The organism is Mesobacillus subterraneus, from assembly GCF_020524355.2.
GTDB classification, from domain to species: domain Bacteria; phylum Bacillota; class Bacilli; order Bacillales; family Cytobacillaceae; genus Mesobacillus; species Mesobacillus subterraneus_C.
Window position 1 is genome coordinate 2,725,962 of sequence record NZ_CP129019.1, and the last position, 23,229, is coordinate 2,749,190.

Annotated in this window: 20 protein-coding genes and 2 pseudogenes; 9 read left to right on the forward strand and 13 right to left on the reverse strand. The window is 41.0% G+C overall.

The features are described 5' to 3' along the window. The first annotated feature begins 217 nt into the window (after positions 1-217). Positions 218-346, forward strand: coding sequence for a hypothetical protein (locus tag LC048_RS14240; protein WP_264188095.1), 129 nt, complete (start codon positions 218-220; stop codon positions 344-346). A gap of 241 nt (positions 347-587) precedes the next feature. On the opposite strand, the gene ptsP is transcribed toward LC048_RS14240, so the two are convergent. From ptsP to LC048_RS14280, 8 genes are all read right to left on the reverse strand, one after another. Beyond that, entirely contained in the window at positions 588-2,303 is a 1,716-nt protein-coding gene (gene ptsP, locus LC048_RS14245) for a phosphoenolpyruvate--protein phosphotransferase (protein ID WP_226600357.1), read from the reverse strand. Next, the gene (locus LC048_RS14250) at positions 2,303-2,569 is read right to left on the reverse strand and encodes a phosphocarrier protein HPr (protein WP_226600356.1); all 267 of its coding nucleotides are present in this window, start codon (positions 2,567-2,569) and stop codon (positions 2,303-2,305) included. The genes ptsP and LC048_RS14250 overlap by 1 nt, the downstream gene beginning before the upstream one ends. Before the next feature lie 314 nt (positions 2,570-2,883). Then, positions 2,884-3,102, reverse strand: coding sequence for a hypothetical protein (locus tag LC048_RS14255; protein ID WP_306047964.1), 219 nt, complete (start codon positions 3,100-3,102; stop codon positions 2,884-2,886). 92 nt (positions 3,103-3,194) lie between these two features. After that, positions 3,195-4,139, reverse strand: a complete 945-nt coding sequence (locus LC048_RS14260; RefSeq protein ID WP_306047965.1) for a hypothetical protein — start codon at positions 4,137-4,139, stop codon at positions 3,195-3,197. Then, positions 4,136-5,332, reverse strand: coding sequence for a DUF58 domain-containing protein (locus LC048_RS14265; protein WP_306047966.1), 1,197 nt, complete (start codon positions 5,330-5,332; stop codon positions 4,136-4,138). Before LC048_RS14265 ends, LC048_RS14260 begins: the two co-directional genes overlap by 4 nt. 4 nt (positions 5,333-5,336) lie before the next feature. After that, positions 5,337-6,281 (reverse strand): AAA family ATPase, encoded by a 945-nt coding sequence (locus tag LC048_RS14270; protein ID WP_226600353.1) that lies wholly within the window; start codon positions 6,279-6,281, stop codon positions 5,337-5,339. 137 nt (positions 6,282-6,418) lie between these two features. Beyond that, on the reverse strand, positions 6,419-6,601 hold the full coding sequence (locus tag LC048_RS14275; RefSeq protein WP_226600352.1) for an aspartyl-phosphate phosphatase Spo0E family protein: 183 nt from the start codon (positions 6,599-6,601) through the stop codon (positions 6,419-6,421). 89 nt (positions 6,602-6,690) lie between these two features. Next, positions 6,691-6,885 (reverse strand): hypothetical protein, encoded by a 195-nt coding sequence (locus LC048_RS14280; RefSeq protein WP_226600351.1) that lies wholly within the window; start codon positions 6,883-6,885, stop codon positions 6,691-6,693. A 452-nt stretch (positions 6,886-7,337) separates the two neighbouring features. Between LC048_RS14280 and LC048_RS14285 the strand changes: the two genes are divergently transcribed. Beyond that, a complete protein-coding gene (locus LC048_RS14285; RefSeq protein WP_102262010.1) occupies positions 7,338-7,526 on the forward strand; it encodes a YkvS family protein in 189 nt (62 codons plus the stop codon). Between the two features lie 49 nt (positions 7,527-7,575). Here LC048_RS14285 and LC048_RS14290 read toward each other — a convergent pair whose 3' ends face one another. Beyond that, positions 7,576-7,689: a DUF6254 family protein gene (locus tag LC048_RS14290; RefSeq protein WP_226600350.1), complete on the reverse strand. Its 114-nt coding sequence runs from the start codon at positions 7,687-7,689 to the stop codon at positions 7,576-7,578. Between the two features lie 127 nt (positions 7,690-7,816). On the opposite strand from LC048_RS14290, the gene LC048_RS14295 reads away from it, so the two are divergent. Continuing rightward, positions 7,817-8,428 carry a CPBP family intramembrane glutamic endopeptidase gene (locus LC048_RS14295; protein ID WP_226600349.1) on the forward strand — a complete coding sequence of 204 codons (612 nt, stop codon included), beginning with the start codon at positions 7,817-7,819 and terminating at the stop codon, positions 8,426-8,428. A gap of 174 nt (positions 8,429-8,602) precedes the next feature. Continuing rightward, positions 8,603-9,205 (forward strand): hypothetical protein, encoded by a 603-nt coding sequence (locus LC048_RS14300; RefSeq protein ID WP_306047967.1) that lies wholly within the window; start codon positions 8,603-8,605, stop codon positions 9,203-9,205. 94 nt (positions 9,206-9,299) lie between these two features. On the opposite strand, the gene LC048_RS14305 is transcribed toward LC048_RS14300, so the two are convergent. Then, the gene (locus LC048_RS14305; RefSeq protein ID WP_226600347.1) at positions 9,300-10,343 is read right to left on the reverse strand and encodes a YkvI family membrane protein; all 1,044 of its coding nucleotides are present in this window, start codon (positions 10,341-10,343) and stop codon (positions 9,300-9,302) included. Positions 10,344-10,561: 218 nt separating this feature from the next. Between LC048_RS14305 and LC048_RS14310 the strand changes: the two genes are divergently transcribed. Continuing rightward, the gene (locus LC048_RS14310) at positions 10,562-12,712 is read left to right on the forward strand and encodes an ATP-dependent Clp protease ATP-binding subunit (RefSeq protein ID WP_306047968.1); all 2,151 of its coding nucleotides are present in this window, start codon (positions 10,562-10,564) and stop codon (positions 12,710-12,712) included. Between the two features lie 209 nt (positions 12,713-12,921). Then, positions 12,922-15,948, forward strand: coding sequence for an efflux RND transporter permease subunit (locus LC048_RS14315; RefSeq protein ID WP_226600345.1), 3,027 nt, complete (start codon positions 12,922-12,924; stop codon positions 15,946-15,948). An 848-nt stretch (positions 15,949-16,796) separates the two neighbouring features. On the opposite strand, the pseudogene LC048_RS14320 reads toward LC048_RS14315, so the two are convergent. Both LC048_RS14320 and LC048_RS14325 read right to left on the reverse strand, forming a co-directional pair. Beyond that, positions 16,797-18,491 (reverse strand): annotated as a pseudogene (locus tag LC048_RS14320) (M3 family oligoendopeptidase). A 145-nt stretch (positions 18,492-18,636) separates the two neighbouring features. Then, entirely contained in the window at positions 18,637-19,074 is a 438-nt protein-coding gene (locus tag LC048_RS14325; protein ID WP_226600343.1) for a MarR family winged helix-turn-helix transcriptional regulator, read from the reverse strand. 229 nt (positions 19,075-19,303) lie between these two features. On the opposite strand from LC048_RS14325, the gene LC048_RS14330 reads away from it, so the two are divergent. Next, positions 19,304-19,873 carry a LemA family protein gene (locus LC048_RS14330; protein ID WP_226600342.1) on the forward strand — a complete coding sequence of 190 codons (570 nt, stop codon included), beginning with the start codon at positions 19,304-19,306 and terminating at the stop codon, positions 19,871-19,873. Positions 19,874-19,875: 2 nt separating this feature from the next. Then, complete coding sequence (locus tag LC048_RS14335; RefSeq protein WP_306047969.1) at positions 19,876-20,610, forward strand: TPM domain-containing protein; 735 nt, start codon at positions 19,876-19,878, stop codon at positions 20,608-20,610. A gap of 119 nt (positions 20,611-20,729) precedes the next feature. Here LC048_RS14335 and LC048_RS14340 read toward each other — a convergent pair. Then, positions 20,730-21,725: pseudogene (locus LC048_RS14340) on the reverse strand (phosphotransferase enzyme family protein). Positions 21,726-21,867: 142 nt separating this feature from the next. Here LC048_RS14340 and LC048_RS14345 point away from each other — a divergent pair. Then, a complete protein-coding gene (locus LC048_RS14345) occupies positions 21,868-23,103 on the forward strand; it encodes an MFS transporter (RefSeq protein ID WP_226600338.1) in 1,236 nt (411 codons plus the stop codon). The last annotated feature ends 126 nt before the right edge of the window (positions 23,104-23,229 follow it).

Genomic DNA, 23,229 nt, shown 5'->3' on the forward strand with positions numbered 1-23,229 from the left:
TAGTTTACCCCGCAAGCCATATTTCCAAACCTATTTTTCGCATGTACCTAAACCATTTATAGGTTTCAACTGGGGATTTTCGTTGATGAACACACTTTTTTACGTTTTACGATTTGACCTTGCGTTCCTGATCTTTTTATTCTGAAGCATAACAAAAAGCGTAAGCGCCACGTTCAGCCCCGACAAGCGCTGGAGGGCCGACCGGTGAAGTCGTTCTTTGACTTCACCTGAGCGGGCCGAAATCGAATTGTATAGCCGACTGTCCAGAAACGGAGAAACTGGAGACTCCGACAAAGAAGCGCTTTTTGCTTCTGCCGGCGGAGTTGAAGTTTCGGAGTTTCTCTAGGAGGCGAAACTAGACAAGCGACTCGAGGGGCTAGGCGCTGGAGCTGGATTAAAAAAATACATGTAGTTTTCAACACTAAAAAATTTTATAATTTCCTAAACATAAAAAATGCCGGCTGATAAACAGCCGGCCAAATCTGGGGGAAAATGAGAATGATTAGCTTACTTTCAGTCTAACCAAAGTGCTTACTCATATATACCCGCCATATATAGTGCAAAACATTTTTTATATTACAATTTCGTTACAATGAAATTGCCTTGTTTACTGCTTCAACTACTTCTTCTGTTGTGCTCATATTCAGCACGGTTGAAGCCAGTTTTTCCATATCCGCTCTATTTAAGTTCCTGATCAATGAACGTGCTTTCAAAATGGAAGAAGCACTCATTGAGAACTCATCAAGTCCAAGACCAAGCAGGATTGGAATAGCCGTTTCATCTCCTGCCATTTCACCGCACATACCTGCCCACTTGCCTTCTTTATGTGCAGCATCAATGACCATTTTTACAAGACGAAGAATTGATGGATTGTATGGCTGATACAGGTATGATACTTGCTGGTTCATCCTGTCTGCTGCCATTGTGTATTGAATCAAGTCATTTGTTCCAATGCTGAAGAAGTCGACTTCCTTAGCAAATTGGTCTGCAAGGACTGCAGTAGAAGGAATCTCAACCATAATGCCAAGCTCAATATGCTCAGCAACCTCGATGCCTTCCTTAACTAATTTCGCCTTTTCTTCTTCTAGCATTGCTTTTGCTTCCCTGAACTCATTAAGAGTAGCGATCATCGGGAACATAACCTTCAGGTTGCCATGTACACTGGCACGCAAAAGAGCACGCAATTGTGTGCGGAAAATATCCACTTCCTGAAGGCAAAGACGGATTGCCCTGAAGCCAAGGAAAGGATTCATTTCTTTTGGAAGGTTCAGATACGGAAGTTCTTTGTCCCCACCGATGTCCAAAGTACGGACAACGACCGGCTTGCCTTCCATGCCTTCAAGCACTGCCTTATATGCTGTATATTGTTCCTCTTCAGTGGGAAGCTGGTCCCTGTCCATGTAAAGGAATTCGGTACGGTAAAGACCTACTCCCTCGCCGCCATTTTCAACTACACCTTTTAAATCCTTAGGTGTACCGATATTTGCTGCAAGTTCAACATGATGACCATCAGCGGTTACTGATTTTTCATTCACTAGCTTAGCCCATTCAGCTTTTTGCTTTTCGAAATCTTCCTGGACCTTCTTGTAGGCTTCAAGCACTTCAGGAGTTGGATTGAAATGAACTTCGCCTTTCAATCCGTCAACAACGACGAGATCCCCGTTATTGATTTCTTCTGTAGCTGCCTTCGTACCTACGACTGCAGGAATTTCCATCGAACGAGCCATAATTGCTGAATGGGAAGTACGTCCGCCGATATTCGTTGTGAAGCCTTTTACAAATTGGCGATTCAATTGAGCCGTATCTGAAGGAGTCAAATCCTCTGCCACGATGACTACCTCTTCAGCTATCATGCTAGGGTTCGGGATTTGGATTCCAAGCAGATGAGCCAATACGCGTTTTGTTACATCGCGGATATCAGCTGCTCGTTCTTTCATATATTCATTGTCCATGGATTCAAACATGTTGATGAACATATCAGCCGTTTCTTTTAATGCATGCTCTGCATTGACGTTTTCAGTTTTGATTTTATCTTCAATGGGTGAAATTAATTCTGGATCGCTTAATACTAGAAGATGCGCATCAAAAATCGCTGCCTTATCAGCACCTAAAGCGGTTCCGGCATGATCGCGGATTTTTTCAAGCTCAAGCTTTGACTTCTGAAGTGCTGTCTGGAAACGTGCAACTTCATCAGCAGGAGCCTCTATTGTTCTTTTTTCAAAAGAAAAATCCGGCTCAACAAGCTTGTAGGCTTTCGCGATTGCAATGCCGTTTGAAGCGGCAATTCCCTGGAGAAAGCCCATTATTCAGCTAAACCTTCTTTTTTAAGAACTTCTTCAAGTGTATTAAGAGCCTCTTGCTCGTCGCTTCCTTCAGCAAAGATTGTGATATCTGCTCCCTGACCGATTCCTAATGACATTACACCCATGATTGACTTAAGGTTAACCTTTTTTTCTTTATATTCTAAGTGGATTTCTGAATCGAACTTGCTTGCAGCTTGTACAAGCATCGTAGCAGGACGTGCGTGAATTCCTGTTTCAGCGATAACCTTGAATTGTTTTTGTACCATACTATATCATTCTCCTTTTAAATAGATGATTAAGATGACCATACATGATGCCTTCCAAACTAAATGGTTCAATTCAGCGAAAGGTCAAAACTTTAGGCCGCTAAAATGATATTTGTATTTTACCCATTTGTATTGTTCTTTCACACCATATATTGTTTCCAATCATTTCCGCAGAAATTCGGATTGGCATCCCACACAAAAGAATAGCATTTCGGATAGCCTTAGACAATGAAAAAACCTTGATTTTTAACGGTTTAGAGCATTTTTTTCAATAAAACGTTTTCATTTTATCTAAATTGTGACAAAAGGTTATATTATCGTCGAAAGATTTTCTTTATGTTATCTTTTAACCCTGTTACATTATCTTCATTTCTAATTTTTTCTAGTTTGTTGAATTGTTTTTTTATTGCTTTGATTTCATCCTTAAACCATCCATCCATACATTCATCCAAATCCTCTCCATACCTTACTCTTTCGTATGTCTGGATAGTCCTTATGTCATAATGGATGCCTATTCTGTCGAACCATTCCATGACGTCCTCATGTGGAAGCCTTCCCAACACCTTTTTATGGGCATACTTTTCAAGCTCAAATAATTCCTTCCTTATAAGGTTTTCAGGTACTGCTAGCGCCTTCTTGAAAGCAGGCCTTTGCCAGCTGGACCATTAACATAGGCTGTGGTAGTGGTCCCGGCTTGTACCGTATCTTCCTCAGGCTGACTCCTGAATACATTTGATTTTTTATAGATTAGGTAAAAACCAATTCCAATTATCACTGCAAACAGGATAGGACCCCAAAAATGAGTATCAAAAACCTGATTGGCCTGCTCGATTTGTGTGTCATTTTCAATATTGGGCAATTGTCCGGAAAATACTTTATTGGCCCTGGCTTGCATAGCAGGAGAAGCTATCCAGGAAAATACAGGATATAGCAGGAGAGAAAGTGTCCAGCCTATCACCTGAAGGACAATAAAGAAGATTTCTTTCAGAAGGTCTCTTCCAAACGTTAATACTGAAACCAGGAGCAATATAAAACCCAGCAGCTTTGAGTAGAAGACAGCAAATCTCCTTTTCGAATCCTGTTCCACATCCATCCACTTCAGCAAAAATTGCCCCGATAATATGAACAGCAGCTGAAAGATTAAAAGGAACACGACCTGGATTAAATAGGACCCTCCATAAAAATAAGCAAGCGGTGATACGAACACACCAATCAGAAAGGTAATGACAAGCCATACACTTTCTGAATGACTCGTTGAATCCTGATGGAATTTAAGTACCCTCCAAAAAATCAATATTGCCATAATCCCCGTGTAAAAATTCTCCAGATTACTTAAGCTACCTATCACGAAAAGCAGCGGGGTGATGACCAGAATATACAAAGGCTTTGCAAGATTCGGCTTCATCTCCAACAGAATGGTAAAAAGGATGGATACTGCAGCAGCTATTCCCATGGTTGAAACTAACGGCATTTGTTGGGAGGACAGTAAATGAAAGATCACAAGAATGAGGCTTGCAAAGATCCATTCTATATAAAAGCGAAAAAAGACATTTAGAACCCTGCTTGTCATTTGCCCGCCACATCCTTCAACTTCATTTTAAATGGTTCCAGGAAGGCACTTTCGTTATGCTTTTGCAGCTCTGACAATTGGACTCCCTCTCTTAACCATTCCTTGATATAGCCATCTGATTCAATAGAACGATTCCCTCCATGTATCATGGTTGGTGCAATCGGTAAATGCCTTTTATAAAAAAACAGCATCTGCTGATGTGGAATAGTTGGCGAATGGAAGTCAGCAATTGCCAGTAAATCAAGCAACTTTTGCAGATGATCCTTGCCAGACCCTAATGGCAGATAAGTAAATGGTGTGAATCCTGCAGACCTGATATTCATGCAGAGCGAGAAAGGAATATTCTGCTTATGGAAAAAGTATGCCATTTCTGCTGTGCTGCTCATCAAAAATTCCAGCTCGCTAGTCACTGAATAGCCGTCACTAACGTTGATGAATAGAATCGCACCTGCCTCATTGATCCGTTCAAATTCTTTCGTCTGTAATCTCATTTTCCTTGCACTTGCTTTCCAGTTAATCCTATTGAAGCTGTCTGTAGGCAGATAATCTCTTGTTCCGATTGGCTCCATATGATCTTCAAAAAGTGAGAAATTGGATGGATTGTGTCCAGGCTTAACTGACTTATGTTTTTCGATATTACGCACTGAAATAGCCTTAGGATAGACTAGAGCTTCAATATTGATAACGTCAGAGAACTCGAGAATTGTATCGCCGAACCCAAAGAAATGCGGAATATGAATCTCCATTTTTCTAATTTTAGATAATCCCCGCTTTTCAGCTATAAAAGGAATTTTGATGTTTATTTTTTCTCTTTGCCCCATCGAAAATGGCAAGCTTATATCAACCCTGGACGAATGGATATGATACTCACCCGATACTGGGACAACGGCACTGTCAAAAAAAATGGAGAGATTGCCTTTCATGATCGGCAGACCCTGATTAATGAACTCCAGGCTCCACTCTCCCTTATCTCCGATAAAAAAACGATTTCGCTTTCTACTGTTATCAAAAATGAACCCTTCGCCAATATGTTTCAGATAATAAGAATTTCCAGCAGCAATAAAAATAATCAGCAGGCCAGCTCCAAACATCAGCAAGGAATTTATGTAGAAGCTTGAAATCACTAAAAGGATTCCGAGAAACGCCAATATGGATAGGAAACGGTCCTCAATGACGATTTTTTTCCATTGCATCGGCTTATGCCTCAACTTCAACTGGAAGCGGAATTGATTCCAGCATATCTTCGACTACTTTTTCTGATGTCATCGTCAACGAAGCATCCGCAGATAGGTATATTCTATGACCTAATACAAATGGTGCCATCTCCTTAACATCATTTGGAACTACATACCTGCGCCCCTTTATAAGAGCCCTTCCTTGGACAGCCTTTACTAAAGCAAGCGTTCCCCGAGGACTGATCCCTAATTCAATAGAAGGATGATTCCTTGTTTTGCGGGTGATTTGCAATAGATACTCTTCAACCACATCACTTAACTTTACATTCCTGAGTTCCTGTTTTATAGAATGGATATCCTCCTCACTAAGTACGGAGTTAACCTCTGTCGTTGCAGTCCCAAATCGATGTTTCTTAATCATTTCCTTCTCTTCATCCACTTCTGGATACCCAAGAGACAGCTTAATAAAGAAACGGTCCATCTGAGCAACCGGTAGCTGGAATGTTCCCTGCTGTGATTCTACAGGGTTCTGAGTTGCAATAACGAGGAAAGGGAATTTCAAGGATATCGTGTGTCCATCAATCGTTACCTGGTTTTCCTCCATCGCCTCCAGCAAGCTTGATTGTGTTCGCGGTGTTGCACGGTTTATTTCATCTGCAAGAAGAATATTAGTGACAATTGGCCCTGGCTTCAATTCGAAATCCTGAAGCTTTGGATTGAAAAACTGTATTCCTGTAATATCACTTGGCAAAACATCCGGTGTAAATTGGATTCTTGAAAAATCGCCGCTTATACCCCTTGCAAATGTTTTAGCAAGCAATGTTTTCCCTGTTCCTGGCACACTCTCCATCAAAATGTGGCCATTGTTCAATAGCGCGATAACCATCATCTCTATTTCATGCTCTCGTCCGACTACATTTTTACTAATTTCTATTTTAAGTCGCTCTAATTTGTTTACCAATTCCATTCCTTTTTCCTCCCATTGTGAGTGAAATTTGGTTTCTTTCTATAAAACACTCAAGAAAAGTTTAACACCATAACAAAAAAAAGTGAATTTTCAACCAATTTTATCCAATTAAAAAGGAACACTTTTTTAGTGCTCCCTTAAAATTTTTTTGAAGTAATATGTAGTTCTCCGTGAAATATATTTAAAAGTTTATCAAGTTCCTGGCTTGCTGATATGGTCTGAACGCTTAGAAACCCTGTTTCCTTAGCGGCTGAAATCATCTCTTTACGTTTGTGTTCGATTTCTTCCATTATCTTTTCAAGACACGCAGTTCCCATCATCCATCACCTCATCAGTCTGTGTTAATATTTTACTACTATTCCACTATAAGGGATAGTAAAATTTACATAAGCCCCACAGTTTTCCCTGATTAACTCCTCGCCTCATCCACATATCGAAAAATGACATCTCCACCTCTTTGAGCGACTCCCCTAAAATGTTTAAAGTCATCCCTCGTCACCAGAAATTCACGAAATATCATAAAATCCTGTTTTGAAACAAAGATTTCTTCTACTTCTTTATATTTCAAACTTTCCAGCATTCGGACAGCCTGTTCCTTATCCAAATAAACCACCCCAGTTTCTTAAGTTAAAAACTATTTTATCTCCTATTGCTCAAATTGCAAAACCCAATTGTTTTTACATTTAAAAAATGGGAATTAGAAAAGCGCAAGCGCCTTGTGCAACCCCGACAAGCACTGGAGAGCTAACAGGTGAAGTCGTTCTTGACTTAACCTGAGCGGACCGAAGTGACTAGAGGGGCTAGGCGCTTGGGCTGGACACTAATCTAAGTACAAAAATTTGATACTTTCTTACTCATTAAAAAAGTACATTTCGGATTTCCACTGGATGGAAATAAGATTATTCTATATAATAGATTTTATAAATTGAATTTTCTAACTTTTATAAAATGAAAATTTCGTGAACATTTGAAATTTAGCACCGATTTTCCTTTACGCTAGGAGAAAATTAAGGCAAAATGTTAGTAATTCGAAATATAACGAAGGAGCGAGTTTATTTGAAGAAAGCCGATGTTGGAAATGTAATCGAATTCAAAGAAGGACTACAAGGTGTTGTGGAAAAGGTCAATGAAAACTCGGTTATTGTTGATTTAACATATATGAACAATTTCCGGGACTTAGAGCTCGATCAACGCACCGTCATCAATCATAAAAACTATAAAATTGTTAAAGAAACAGCCTATTAATATATGTAATTCCAGAAAAAAAGCAGCCTAAGCTGCTTTTTTCTTCTTATTATTTATTATCCTTGCCAGCAAGTTCCTTAAAGGATTTTACCTTGCCATGCGGGTGCTGATCCTGCTTTCGTACTGTCCAATTCCGCTCCTTCTCGCGCTTTGATTCAGACATGATCTTCCCTCCATTCAAATTTTCGTTCATTATTACCATGCCCCATCTTGAAGAAATCATTTCCTTACAAATTTAACGAATTTTTTGGTACAATAAATTTTGTTTCTGGAAAGGGGTTTTATGAATAATGAAAAATTGGATGGCGGATCGCAGATTAATTCTTGGTATTTTGATCGCTCATCTTCTCCTATTTTTTACCTTCGAGGATAAAGACGTATTCTGGTATATATTCACAGCTTCGATGCTGGTTTTGATCAGTTATTCCATCATACACGAAGAAATTGAGGACAATACATCCACACTAACTTATTTAACGGTTGGAGTTGCTTCAGGACTCGGTTTATTCGGCTTCTTTTGGCTCGGCAGCTTTCTGATCGAGATGCTCAATTTACCTATAGCGAATCAAATCTCACGTCTGTACAGTAGGTTCTCACCTGAATTATTCTGGCATTATCTCGTACTGGTCTTAATACTGGCTCCTGGAGAAGAAATCTTTTGGCGGGGGTTTATCCAAAAACGACTTAGCAAATACTTTAGTATGAAAGTGTCCATCGGGCTTTCAGTGATGTTATATGCTTCTGTCCATTTTTATTCCGGAGAGTTCATTCTCGTACTTGCAGCAATTATTGCTGGACTAGCGTGGAGCACTTTATACGCATGGAAGCGGAGTTTGCCACTCGTTATTGTCTCTCACATCGTCTTTGATTTATTATTGTTTGTATTCATTCCTCTAAGCTAAACTTTTAACCTAAAATGACCCATGCCAATCATTGGCATATGGGTCATTTTTATTATTGCCCAATCGGCTTGCCCATGATATTTTTGTAAATGCGACAAGTCTTGTAACTTTCGTTATTATATTCCGTCTAAAATTGTAGAATTCACCATACGAAATGACAGGGGGCAATTAGACATGAACAAATTAGCAAAGTCATTTACAATCATTGGATTATCAGCATTATTCATTGCAGGCTGTGGCTCTCCGGAAGATTCAGAATCAACAACAGACAAGGTACCTGCAGCCCAGCCAGCTGCTGCGCCAGAAAAAAATGAAGAAGAGCAAAAGACATCAGACCTGAAAAATAAAGAAGAGGGCTTAATCCGGATCATGGAGCAAAACATTGCTTATACAGTAAATGGCGAACAAAAAGAAGAAACTGGTTTTTTGAAGTACAATGATAATCAAAACTACTCCATGTATGTTTTGTCTCAATATGAACTGACTGCAGAGGAACCCAACAAAGATGTACTGATGTGGACTGAAGACGATAGTGTGTTCATGAGGATAGAATTGCTTCCAGTTGACTCAGAGTGGACTTTAGTTGAAGAGAATTCAAAAGCACAACTTGCTGCTGTAGGCTCCGAGGTAAAAGAAACACAAACACCAGAGGACCCATTCTTCAGCAATGCCTGGGCAATGGAAACGAAAAGTGAATCAGACATCGTCACTACTTATTTAATAAAAAATGAGGAACAGCCTTTAAAGCTGACTATATTCACAAAAGAAAGATGCTGACCACCGCAACGCATTCCTGGAAATGGCCAAGACGATCATGAAAGAGAATAAATAATAAATAAATAAATAAAGAAGGGGCTATTCCCCTTCTTTTTTATTTATTCCCATGAACTGGTTTCATCCACAACAACACAATGAAAATCAAACTGATATAGCCAAAAAATGGGTACAAGATTGAAAGAAGTGTTCCATAATCAATCAAGCTGATGAAATAACAAATTAAAAAGAGCAGTGAGACAACTAGCAGACTTGGCAGCTTGATATATTTTTGAATCTGCCTTTCAAGCCCAAATATATTGCCGATGACAGATGTGAAGATTTCTCCATAAACAATAAGGACAAAAATCCAGTAAAGACCTGCAGCTAACTGCTTCATGACGACGGCCATCGGTATTTCAAATGTTTCGAACCCGGGAAGCATGATTAAGGTCAAATGGCTTGAAAGCAGGATTAAAGTCAGCGCAATCCCGCCGAGGATCCCTCCCCATTTTACAGTATTATCGTCCTTCATCTCTGCTGCAACAGGAACCAGCACCGCCTGGGCAAGCGACAGGTTCAGGGCTGTATAAGAAAATGGTCCGATCACGGCCTTCCAGCCATCCTCTGCATATGGAATAAAAACGACCTGTTCTATGAAGCCTGGCAACTTGACTGACAAAAACAATAAGATCAGACTGAATAAGATCATCATCGGAACAACAAAGGTATTAACAGCAAAAACACCCTTCAATCCGACGACCATAACGGCAAGTGATAATGCAATCGTGATAAAAATCCCCAGCGATTTAGTCAATCCAAGCTGCTCCTCAAAAACGGCTCCTGCACCTGAAAGCATAACAGCACAAACTCCAAGCAGCATAAACAGCATCATTATATTGATGATTCTCCCAAAAAATTCCCCAAATAAATGTACATTCATTTCTTCATAAGATTGGGCCCCGATAGCTGCTGCGATGCGCATTAATTTTGCACCCAGATATGTAAGAATGTATCCGGCCATGAAAACCCCAACCAATCCAACTATGCCAAAGCGAGAAAAGAATTCAACAATTTCCCTTCCCGTCGCAAAACCGGCTCCCACAACAGTACCAACATAAACAGCAGCGATTTGAAAGGCAGCACCCCAATTCGTCTTCAAACCGTTCCCCTCCCTCCTTCTCAATATATGTAAGGATAGACAAACCATGACGAGCTTTTTTAAAGAGGATACAATCGGAATATTTACAAAAAATTACCACAATCAAAATTCTTGAAAGTCAAATAAGGTCAAATTATAATAAGAGTAAATTGATCAAAGATAGTCAAAGTCAAAATAAACCTTTGATCTAAATTAATATTTTTTAGGGAGGAATTTAAATGCTTTGTCAAAATTGCCAGGAGAAACACGCAAATATTCAGTTAAGGTTAAATTTAAACGGTAATCAGAAGCATTTAATGCTCTGCGAAGATTGCTATCAAACAGAAAAAGAGAAATTAGGTGCTTCCTTTGGCAATCCGATGTCCGGACTTTCCGGATTTGGAGGTTCACCTTTTAACGATATGTTCAAACAGTTTTCAGGTAATAATCACAACCCTAACCATCCCCCTTCAAATGCTGCTACGAAACCAGCTGGCGGAGGAAATGGCTTTATCGATCAATACGGGAGAAATTTGACCCAAATCGCAAAGACTGGCTTGATTGACCCAGTAATTGGACGAGATGAAGAAGTTAAACGAGTTATCGAGATTTTAAATAGGAGAAATAAAAATAACCCTGTCCTTATTGGTGAACCTGGTGTAGGTAAAACAGCCATCGCTGAAGGACTCGCGCTTAAGATTGTTGAAGGTGCTGTTCCTGACAAGCTCAAGAACAAGGAAGTTTATCTTTTGGATGTTGCCTCTATGGTCTCCAATACAGGAATTCGCGGCCAATTTGAGGAGAGAATGAAACAGCTTATTTCTGAATTACAGACTCGTAAAAATATCATTCTGTTCATTGATGAAGTTCACCAGCTTGTTGGTGCAGGGTCTGCAGAAGGATCCATGGATGCAGGCAATATCCTGAAGCCTGCTCTTGCCCGTGGTGAACTGCAAGTAGTTGGTGCGACAACTCTTAAAGAATATCGTCAGATTGAAAAGGATGCTGCGCTTGAGAGACGCTTTCAGCCAGTACATGTCCTCGAGCCATCAGCTGATGAAACTGTCGAAATCCTGAAAGGCATACAGTCCAAGTACGAAGATTTCCATCAGGTTTATTTTTCCGAAGAAACAATCAAGGCATGTGTACAGCTTTCACATCGTTATATACAGGATCGATTCCTTCCTGACAAAGCAATCGATTTAATGGATGAAGCCGGCTCGAAGCTTAATCTTGCTTCTGACTACACAGATCAGAATGATGCCGAAAGCCGCCTTGCTGAAATCGCAATGGAAAAGGAAGAAGCATTGAAGCAGGAAGACTATGAGACAGCAGCAAAGCTGCGTGATGAAGAAGCAAAGCTGGATAAAGCAATCAGTGACAATGGTAATGCAGTACGCCCTGTGGTAACAGTCCAGCATATCCATGAAATCATCGAGAAGAAGACTGGAATTCCTGTGGGTAAACTTCAGGAAGATGAACAAGCAAGGATGAAGAACCTTGTTGTAAACCTTAATGGCAAAGTGATTGGCCAGGAGGAAGCTGTCCAGAAAGTAGCTAAAGCAATCCGACGCAGCCGTGCTGTCCTGAAATCAAAGAACCGCCCAATTGGATCGTTCCTATTTGTGGGGCCAACAGGCGTTGGTAAAACAGAATTGACCAAAGCATTGGCAGAAGAGTTATTTGGCTCTAAAGATGCAATGGTTCGTCTAGACATGAGCGAATATATGGAAAAGCACAGCGTTTCCAAACTGATTGGTTCACCCCCTGGATATGTAGGCCACGATGAAGCAGGGCAGCTGACCGAAAAGGTTCGCCGCAATCCATACAGCATCATTCTGTTGGATGAAATCGAAAAAGCTCATCCTGATGTACAGCACATGTTCCTGCAAATCCTAGAGGATGGCCGCCTGACTGATAGCCAGGGTCGCACAGTAAGCTTCAAAGATACTGTGATCATCATGACAAGCAATGCTGGAGTCGGTCTCAGAACAATCAAGGTAGGATTCGACCAGAACACAGCTGTCAAAGAATCAAATATCCTTGAATCACTTGGAGGCTTCTTCAAGCCAGAATTCCTGAATCGCTTCGACAGCATCATTGAATTTAAGGCACTTGAAAACAAGCATCTTCTTCAAATTGTCGACTTGATGTTAGTTGAACTGATGGAGACACTTTCAGAGCAGAACATCAGCCTTGAGGTGGAAGCTGAAGTCAAGAAAAAGCTTGCTGAGCTTGGATACCACCCCGCGTTTGGTGCACGCCCTTTACGCCGCTCGATTCAGGAACAGCTAGAGGATTCCGTCGCGGACTTCATCCTTGAAGAGCCGGGTTCAAGTGAATTGAAAGCAGTAATTGAAAATGAAGAAATTATCATCAAACGAAAATAATAACATGGGAGGTCCGGAGTAAATCCGGACCTTTTTTTACTTTTTTCATCTTTGAATTACTTAACGGACGGCATAGCAAACAAGGCTTTTTACACGAGATAAACACCAATCCGAAAAAACTATTTGAAATTTTTACACTTAAAAAATGAAATCTACATAGAAGACATATAGAATAAGAGAATAACTATGAAAGAAATGAGGTAAACCAAATGGGTTTTTTGACAAGATTCAGTCTTAAAAATGCTTTTGCAGTTTTTATCATCTCCTTTTTATTGATACTCGGCGGATTGTATTCCTTCACTCGCCTGAAGGTCGATTTACTGCCGAATATCGAGTTCCCACAACTTTCTGTTGAAGTCATTTATCCAGGGGCATCGCCTCAGGATATAAATGAGCAAGTGACAGAGAAGCTAGAAACCAAATTCAAGGGAATTGATGGACTCAAGAAACTGCAGAGTTCTTCTTTTGAAAGCATCTCAATCATCAATCTAGAATTTCCTTTTGACACCGAACTGGATGATGCTGAACAGCAGGTCAATTCCTTCATCAAGGAGGCAGGCCTTCCTGAAAATGTACAGACAAATGTAAACCGATTTTCTTTTGGTACATTTCCTATTTTCAATATCTCATTGTTCGCCAAAGACAATCAGGATCTCGAAAATCTTGTAAATGAAGAAATCATTCCTGAACTGAATAAAATTCAGGGAATCAACAGTGTTTCAGTTGGAGGCATGACAGAAGATATCCTTCAAATTACCATTGACCAGGATAAAGCAACTCAACTTGGCCTTAACTTGAATGAAATTAAAGAAACAATCAATGCTAAGAAATTCAGCTTCCCTGCTGGAAATCTTACTGAAAACGAAATCCAGGTTCCTGTAAGGGTCCAGGAGAAAATTGAAGAAATCAATGAACTCGAAAACTTGGTGATACAGTCAAAATTCGTGCCTAATGCACCACCAGTTAAGCTGGGGGATATTGCGTCAATTGAGGTAGTAACCGAAAAACCTGAGATCACACGATACAATGAAAAAGAATCTTTATCTATGGCTATCACGAAAAAGCAGGATGCAAATACGGTCGAAGTTGCAGAGAAGGTTTTAGCGGTTATTAACAGCTATGATGACCGTCTCGAATACGCAATTGGTTTCGATTCCGCTGAAGGAATTGAAAAATCGGTAAATACACTGGTTAAAGAAGGCTTGCTCGGAGCCCTGTTCGCTTCAATCGCTGTACTTATTTTCCTTAAGAATTTCAGGGCGACGATTATTGCGATTGTATCGATTCCACTTTCTCTATTGATATCGTCCATATTCTTGAATCAGCTGGACATTTCATTGAACATCATGACACTTGGCGGAATGGCAGTAGCCGTTGGCCGTGTAGTGGATGATAGTATTGTTGTTATTGAGAACATTTTCCGCAGAGTCCGGAAAACGAATAAAGCCATGACCGATGATTTGATCCAGGATTCCACAAAGGAAATCCTTAAGGCAATCACATCATCAACTATAACCACAGTTGTTGTATTCTTGCCATTAGGACTTGTGGGAGGAATTACCGGGGAATTTTTCCTACCTTTTGCTCTAACTATTGTATTTTCTTTGCTCGCATCATTAATTGTAGCCGTTACAATCGTCCCTATCCTTGCAAAATTCTCATTCAAGAAGGTGCCGAAAGAAGAGAAAGAAGGCGCGCTGCAAAGAGCATATGGAGCTTCAATCAAATGGTCGCTGAACCATAAAGCCCTTGTCATTTTCCTGTCCATTGCCTTGCTTGCTGGCTCTGGGTTCCTTGTCAAAGGACTTGGGTTCACATTCATCCCGAATGAGGAGCAAAAGTTATTAGTCGCTACTTTCCAGCTGCCCTCTTCGACGACGCTTGAGAAGACAAATGAAGTCTCTGTAGAGGTCGAGAACATGTTCGCAGAGCAAAAAGAAATTAATGATGTTACCGTTGGAATCGGCAGCCGGGACTTCCAAACTGGTCTTAAACGCCAGAACCAGGCAAACTATTTTATCAGTCTTGGAGACGGTGTAAGTGTTTCAGAGTTTATACCTGAGCTGGAAAAAGAAATGGAGGAAATCGTTCTATCAATCGAGCCTGATGCTAAAATCGGCATCCAGGAGCAATCTACAGGCGGACCTCCATCAAATAGTAATGTCAACATTGACCTGTACTCTACTGATCTGACCGCCTTGCAGGACGCGGCTGCGCGGGTGGAAGATTACATGATGAAGCAGGATGACTTAAAATATGTTTCTAATAATTTTTCCGAGAAGCAAAAACAAGTGATTGTCGACATCGACCCTGAAAAATCTGCACAATTAGGGATTTCAGGATTCCAAATCCTTGGTACAATCACAGATAAAACAAAGCCCGTTGATGCTGGCTTAATGAAACTTGGCGGTGAAGAGCGACGTGTTTCCATCACCTATGATGAAAAGTCCGAAACAATCGAAGATCTTAAAAATACCGTCATCTTTACCCAACAAGGACCGGTTCCAATTACCGAAATCGCCAATATCACGGAAACGGAAGCATTCACTTCAATCCAGAAATTAGATGGCAAGATATTCGCCCGAGTTTCTGCACAAATTGATTCAAATGATATTAGAACCGTTTCGAATACCGTTATAAATGGTGTCCAAAACGATATCGACCTACCTGATGGTGTTTCCCTAGAGGGCGGAGGAGGCAGTGATGAGACAATCGAAACCTTCACTCAGCTAGGTATCGCAATGATCGTAGCTATCGGACTTGTGTATTTGACCATGCTGATTACATTCGGTCAGGCAAGGATTCCGTTCATTATCCTTTCTTCTTTGATTTTCGTGCCAATCGGCTCCCTGCTTGGCCTCTGGATTGCCGATGAGCCAATGTCAGTAAGTGTCATGATCGGACTGCTGATGTTGATTGGTATCGTTACGACAAATGCAATAGTTATGGTAGACCGAATTGGTCAGAACCGGACAGAAAAAGGGATGCCTATCCGCGAGGCGCTTGTAGAAGCAGGTATTACAAGGCTCCGCCCAATCCTGATGACAGCCTTTGCGACAATCGCAGCATTGATCCCATTGGCGCTTACCACTTCATCAGGTACATTGATTTCAAAAGGGCTGGCAGTAACCGTCATTGGCGGACTTACCTCGTCTACCCTGCTGACATTGATTTTGATTCCAGTCATTTATGAAGTGTTTTTCTTCAGACAGGTGAAAAAAGAACGTAGTATGTAAAATGAAAGCCCGCATGTACATGCGGGCTTTTTGTAAGCTCTAAAGCGGAATCATACCCTTATGTAAGCTTTTTCACCTCTATAAGGGTATCGTTCTTGCCGTATCTTATCCTTATGCAAGGTATTTCACCTCTATAAGGGTATCGTTCTTGCAGTATCTTACCCTTATGTAAGCTTTTTCACCTCTATAAGGATATCGTTCTTGCCGTATCTTACCCTTATGTTAGCTTTTTCACCTCTATAAGGGTATCGTTCTTGCCGTATCTTACCCTTATGTAAGCTTTTTCACCTCTATAAGGATATCGTTCTTGCCGTATCTTACCCTTATGCAAGCTTTTTCACCTCTATAAGGGTATCATTCTTGCTGTATCTTATCCTTATGCAAGGTATTTCACCTCTATAAGGGTATCATTCTTGCTGTATCTTACCCTTATGTAAGCTTTTTCACCTCTATAAGGGTATCGTTCTTGCCGTATCTTATCCTTATGCAAGGTATTTCACCTCTATAAGGGTATCGTTCTTGCTGTATCTTACCCTTATGCAAGGTATTTCACCTCTATAAGGGTATCGTTCTTGCTGTATCTTACCCTTATGAAAACTTTTTCATCTCTATAAGGATATCGTTCTTGCCGTATCTTATCCTTATGCAAGGTATTTCACCTCTATAAGGGTATCGTTTTTGCTGTATCTTACCCTTATGTAAGCTTTTTCACCTCTATTAGGAACCTTTACTAACGTAATGATAACGAATACAACAATGCAAATTAAAAAAACTACCAAAAAAACTGCAGACAACTGATTTTTGTCTGCAGTCTGAAACGAAGCCGCTAAGAGCTTCGCTTTTCCTATTTATAGCTTACTGTCGTCAACAGAATTAAGCCAACTTTCAATTTCGCCAATTACTGATTCAACACAGCCTTCTTCAAATGGGGAAATAAGGTTTGCTTCCTTGACAAGGTCAGTGAAAGCCATGCTTCCTCCCAGCTTGCACAGGTTAGCGTAATCCTTCCATGCTTCTTCCTGATTTTCTCTTGAACGCTTCCAGAACTGGAATGCACAAATTTGCGCAAGTGTGTAATCGATATAGTAAAAAGGTGAATTATAAATATGACCCTGTCGTTGCCAGAATCCGCCTTCTTCTAAATAAGTATTTCCATCATAATCTTTATGCGGGAGGTACTTCTTCTCGATCTCACGCCATTGCTGCTTTCTTTCTGCAGGTGTAGCTTCCGGATTTTCGTACACCCAATGCTGGAATTCGTCAACAGATACTCCGTATGGCATGAATAATAAACCACTGCTTAGGTGTGAGAATTTATATTTATCGGTATCTTCCTTGAAAAATAGGTCCATCCATGGCTAAGTAAAGAATTCCATGCTCATTGAGTGGATTTCGCAAGCTTCATAAGTTGGCCAATTATATTCCGGAATTTCAAAATGACGGCTAGAATATACCTGGAAGGCGTGGACTGCTTCATGTGTCAGGACATCAATATCACCTGAGGTTCCGTTAAAATTCGAGAATATGTATGGTGACTTATAATTCTCAATGTATGTGCAATATCCGCCGCCAGCTTTACCTTTCTTTGCGACAAGGTCCATCAGGTTATTTTCATTCATGTAACGGAAAAATCCACCTGTCTCTGGCGACAGCTCATCATACATTTTCTGCCCGTTTTCAATGATCCACTCAGGAGTTCCCTTTGGTGCTGCATTCCCGGTTTTGAATCCGAATGGCTCATCATAGTATCTTAATTCTTCGGCACCGATACGGTTCTTCTGTCGTTCCTTTAGCTTTGTTGCAAGCGGTACAATGTATTTGTGGACCTGGTCTCTGAAGGCTGCTACCATGCTGCTGTCATAATCAGTGCGGAACATTCGGTAGTATGCCAACTCTACAAAGTTGCTGTAGCCAAGTTTGTGGGCCATTTCTGTCCTGACTTTTACAAGTTCATCATAAATGCGGTCAAATTCTTCTCCGTGCTCAGAGAAGAATGCGAATTTCGCTTCACTTGCTTTCTTTCTCGTTTCACGATCTTTCGACTCGGTAAAAGGATCAAGCTGCGCAAGTGTACGCTCTTCGCCTTCAAACATAATTTTTGCTGATGCCACTAGTTTTGTATACTCAGTTGAAAGCTTATTTTCCTTCTGCATCAATGGAACTAATTCTGGTGAGAATTGTTTTAATTGAGCTTCAGCCAGAGCGAATAGCTGACGACCCCATTTTGCTTCAAGCTCATCACGGTAACGAGATGAAATAAGTGATTCATAATACTTTGTTACCAAACCTTCTACCTGTGGAGCGAGTTCGTCCAGGAAATCCTGCTCCTGCTTATAGAATTCATCCTCGGTATCAATTGAATGGCGAATATAGCAAAGATTGAACATGGTTCCAACATCGTTACGCAAATCGTTGATTCCATTCATCGCTATGCTTTGTTCCTCAACAGATCCAGCATTATTGAATTGTTCAAGCAGTTTATCGAACTTGGCAGAGACCTCATCCAAATTCGGACGTGTATATGTATATTGCTCAAATTTCATGGTATTGCCCCCTTTACCTTTATAAGGGATGTATGCTCATCCCATCTCTATCCTATTCTACGGATATTCCTTGTTTTCCTTTTAATTACTTGTTCTTTTCATCAAATACAAGAAAAAAACAATAAAAAAACGGCTTCTGCCGTTTTTAATATTTGCTTACAGAAAGACCCAGCTTTTTTAACAATTCAATTGCTGAATCTTTTTCATCATCATTCAGGCTATCCATAAGATCATGGATCAATGCGCTATGTTCTGGAAAAATTTCCTCTATCAATTTTCTTCCATCATCAGAAATTTTCGCATATGTTACCCTGCGGTCTTTCGGGCAGGCTACTCTATTTAAGTATCCCTTTTCTTCAAGTTTATCGACAACATAGGTAATACTGCCGCTTGCCAGCAGAATCTTCCCCCCGATTTGCTGCAATGGCTGTTCACCCTTGTGATATAGGAGTTCAAGAACAGCAAATTCAGTCGGGTTGAGACCATTTTTTTGGATGACCTTGTTCACCTTTTCATTAACAGCTCTGTATGCTCTCGATAATACAATAAATAACTTTAAAGATTTTTCATTTTCAATGTTCATTCAATTTCATTCCTTTACCTTAAACGACTAAGTCATAAATAGAGTATATCTGAATTTGTTGTTTTTATCAGTATTTCCCTTAATTTTATAAGAAAAACTAATTAATGTCTCTAAAAATAGGGATTACCGGTCCTGCCGCAAGAGAATATCCTCAGTACTAAGTTTAAAACTCACGCAATTGAGGGAAAAATACGGTCATCAACACAACAATGAATTAGGAGTGGCTTGAATGAAAAAGGGTTTAGGAATTGTTATCGGCTTGTTCGTATTATTAGGAATTTTTATCATGATGGGAGTTGGCAGTTACAATAACTTCGTGGCTGAAGAAGAGAATGTCAATAATGCGTATGCTCAGGTAGAGAACCAGCTTCAGAGAAGGCTCGATCTAATCCCTAACCTTGTCAACTCAGTCAAGGGTTATGCAGCTCATGAAAAAGAAGTCATACAATCTATTTCAGATGCACGCGCAAGGTTAGCCGGAGCAAATACACCCGAAGAACAGGCGACCGCTAATGCCGAGTTGTCCGGCGCATTAAGCCGCTTGCTTGTGGTTGTTGAGAACTATCCAAACCTGAAGGCGGACAAGCAGTTCACTCAACTGATGGATGAGCTTGCGGGAACTGAGAACAGATTGGCTGTGGCCAGGAAGGATTATAATGACCAGGTATCCGTATTCAACAGGAAAGTAAAGCAATTTCCAGGTGCCATTATTGCAAACATAACAGGTTTTGATGAGAAGGAATACTTCAAGGCAGACCCTCAGGCACAGGAAGCCCCTGAGGTTGATTTTGGAGGCTGACGATGAACAAAAAAAGATTCCCTGACCTTGCAGTAATACTTGGCATCTTGCTATTTCTGCTCCCGGCCGGGGCAATCGCGGCACCAAATGAGATACCTGCTCCAGTTGGTGATATTTATGTCCAGGATTTCGCAAATGTTTTAAGTGAGAACGAGGAAATACAATTAAAAAACATCGGAAGATCGATTGAAGACCAGACTACTTCCCAGATTGCGGTCCTTACGGTTGAGTCGATCGGAGAGTCAAGTATCGAAGAATATTCTGTTGAAGCTTACCGAAAATTTGGGCTTGGAACGCAAGAAAACGATAATGGTGTGCTGCTTGTAATAGCTATGCAGGAAAAGAAAATCAGGATAGAAGTCGGGTATGGACTTGAAGGAATTATCCCTGACGGCAAGGCTGGGCGAATCCTTGATGAATTTGCGATTCCCCACCTGCAAAATGGGCAGCCAAGCCTTGCTGTCATGAATGCGTATCAGGCACTTGCAAACGAAGTCTCAGGAACTAATGAATTCGGGACTGCTCCTCGTGATGCCCAGCAGCAGGACTTGCCCATACCATCCTGGCTGCTCATCATCATCGTAATCGGCGTCGTAGTCCTCGATTTTATGTTCTTTGGCGGCACCCTCACCTACCTTTTGTTATCAATCATATCAAGAGGCGGCGGTGGTGGTGGTGGTCCGCGAGGCGGCGGTGGCGGATCTTCCGGAGGCGGCGGTGCCAGCCGTGGATGGTGATAAGAAAAGCGCAAGCCACTTCGTCAGCTGCGACAAGAGTTGAAGATGGACATTTCACAAGGTAAAATACACACCCAAACTCCATCCTAAAACACCAGAAACAACCTGGTGTTTTCCTTTTATATTTTAATTGTAATAATCGGCTGTTTATTCCTGATTCGATCTGCGATTTCTTCCATCATCGCCTGTAATCTTTCGTCCCTGTCATCTGGGGCGATTTTTTTATGCAAAACTGCGTACAGGACAATATCGCGAAGCATCAAGAACAAAGGGACCTGCTCCTTCCAGCCTTCTGGCAGCTGGTTCGCTTTTCTATACCCTTCGATAAAAGTTTTTAGAAACAACTGGCTAAAGCGATTCCGCGCCGCTTCCTCGCTGGCTGGGATTTGATAAATAATTGAATAATACAAAGGGATTGCGAGATCTGAAGTGAACCAATGGTAACTTGCATCATCAAAATCGAATACGTGAATCTGTTTTCCATCATAAAAAAAATTCCCCGAATGAATGTCGGTATGAATGATGCCGTAATTATCGATAGTCTTAGGAAGCGCGGAAATCTCAGCAATCACCTCTTTCGCATTTTCCACTAACCCCCGCTCGTCAGAAGGGAAGTATTTCTCAACTGATAGAAGCTCGTCCTTATCCCAGCTGCTGCGTGCTTTAATGCCTGAAGACGGCTTATAGGATTTTGTAGCATGATGCATTCTTCCTGTTGTTTCACCCTATATCCTGAACAGGTCTTCATTGAATTGTTCTGAGCGTACACTGACTGCAGCACCCGGTGCTTTTGCATACACACAAGCAAAGAATTGACTATTATCTGCTGCCAAAATTTCTTCTGCAAGATTTCCGTGTACCGAAGAAAAAACCTCAGGGACCGACAGACCACTGTTATTCAAATGCCTCATCCAGTCCAATTCGGATAGAATCTCATCGTGGACTCTGTGGGAGCTATGCGTGAGTCTCATGATATAGGGATGACCGTTTTTATATGTTTCATAAACATAATTTTCAAAATCACCAAGCTTTTTCACTTCTTTATCCAGGCCGAAACACTCTAGAAAATGATTTAAAATCTCCTCGTTCATCAATGAACTCACAGCTTTTTCCATACAATAGTCCCCTTTGTTAAATAATCTGTATTTTCTAATTTTTATTAGACCATAAATTTCAATAGAAAAGCTATTTTTATCTCGTGACTTTTTTTGTAAAATGATATCTAGGAAACCGAAATAATTTCAAAAGGAGACAATCATGACCCAATTAGCTGCCGCGGTCAGTACGAAACCGCAGAATCAAAACGATACTGCTTATAAAATACTCTTCATTATCGGGTTAGTACATTTATTAAACGATTCCATCCAATCTGTCATTCCTGCCATGTTCCCCATTCTTGAAAAATCAATGGGCCTTTCATTCACTCAATTAGGGATGATTGCCTTTTCTTTGAATATCGTTTCTTCGATTCTCCAGCCACTGATTGGGATGGCTACCGACAAAAAGCCAATGCCTTATGCCCTTCCGCTTGGGTTGACTTCGACGATGTTCGGTGTTCTGGGACTGGCATTCGCTCCGAGCTTTGTATTTGTTATTCTTTCGGTTTTATTCATTGGTCTTGGCTCAGCTGTATTCCACCCAGAGGGTTCCAGGGTTGCCTATATGGCAGCCGGACCTCGCAGGGGATTAGCTCAATCCATTTATCAGGTTGGGGGCAATTCCGGACAGGCACTTGCGCCACTGATTACAGCGCTCATCCTCGTCCCGCTCGGTCAATTTGGAGCAGTTTGGTTTACGCTTGTAGCGGCAATCGCTGTTGGTCTGCTTTTATATATTGCAGCCTGGTACAGCCGCAAGCTCGATTATGAAAAAATAACCGCCAAAGCAAAGCAGGCCAGCGAACAAGTGAATAAAGGAATTTCGAAAAATATCAAAATTGCGCTGGTCCTGATCTTATTTTTGATTTTTGCGCGGTCCTGGTATATTTCAGGGATGACGAACTTCTATGCATTTTATGCAATTGACAAATATGGACTCTCGATTAAAGAGGCGCAGATTTTCCTGTTTGCATTCCTTGTTGCAGGTGCGTTCGGGACTTTTTTCGGAGGTCCGCTCGCAGACCGCTTCGGCAAGAAGAACATTATCTTTCTTTCGATGATTGCTACTGCGCCTCTTTCGGCAATCATTCCATTTATGCCATATTCAGTCGCATTCGCTTTGCTGACGATCAGCGGATTCATCCTGATGTCGAGCTTTTCTGTTACAGTGGTATATGCCCAGGAGCTGGTTCCCGGTAAAATCGGGACGATGGCAGGGCTGACGGTAGGTCTCGCTTTCGGAATGGGCGCCATTGGTTCTGTGGGACTCGGGTATCTTGCTGACTTGATCGGTATGCCATTGATGATCATCAGTGTCGGATTCCTTCCCTTGCTCGGAATATTGACCTTGTTCCTTCCAAAAGATGAACAACTTGCTGAATGGAATAATGATTAAAAGCCTCTTTCAAGAACACTTCTACACAAGGTTCCAATAATTAGTTGATAAGCTACAAATCTCAAGAAAGAGCCTAACAAAATTATTCCATTTGCATTATTTATGTTTAGGCATGCTCCTGTTAAG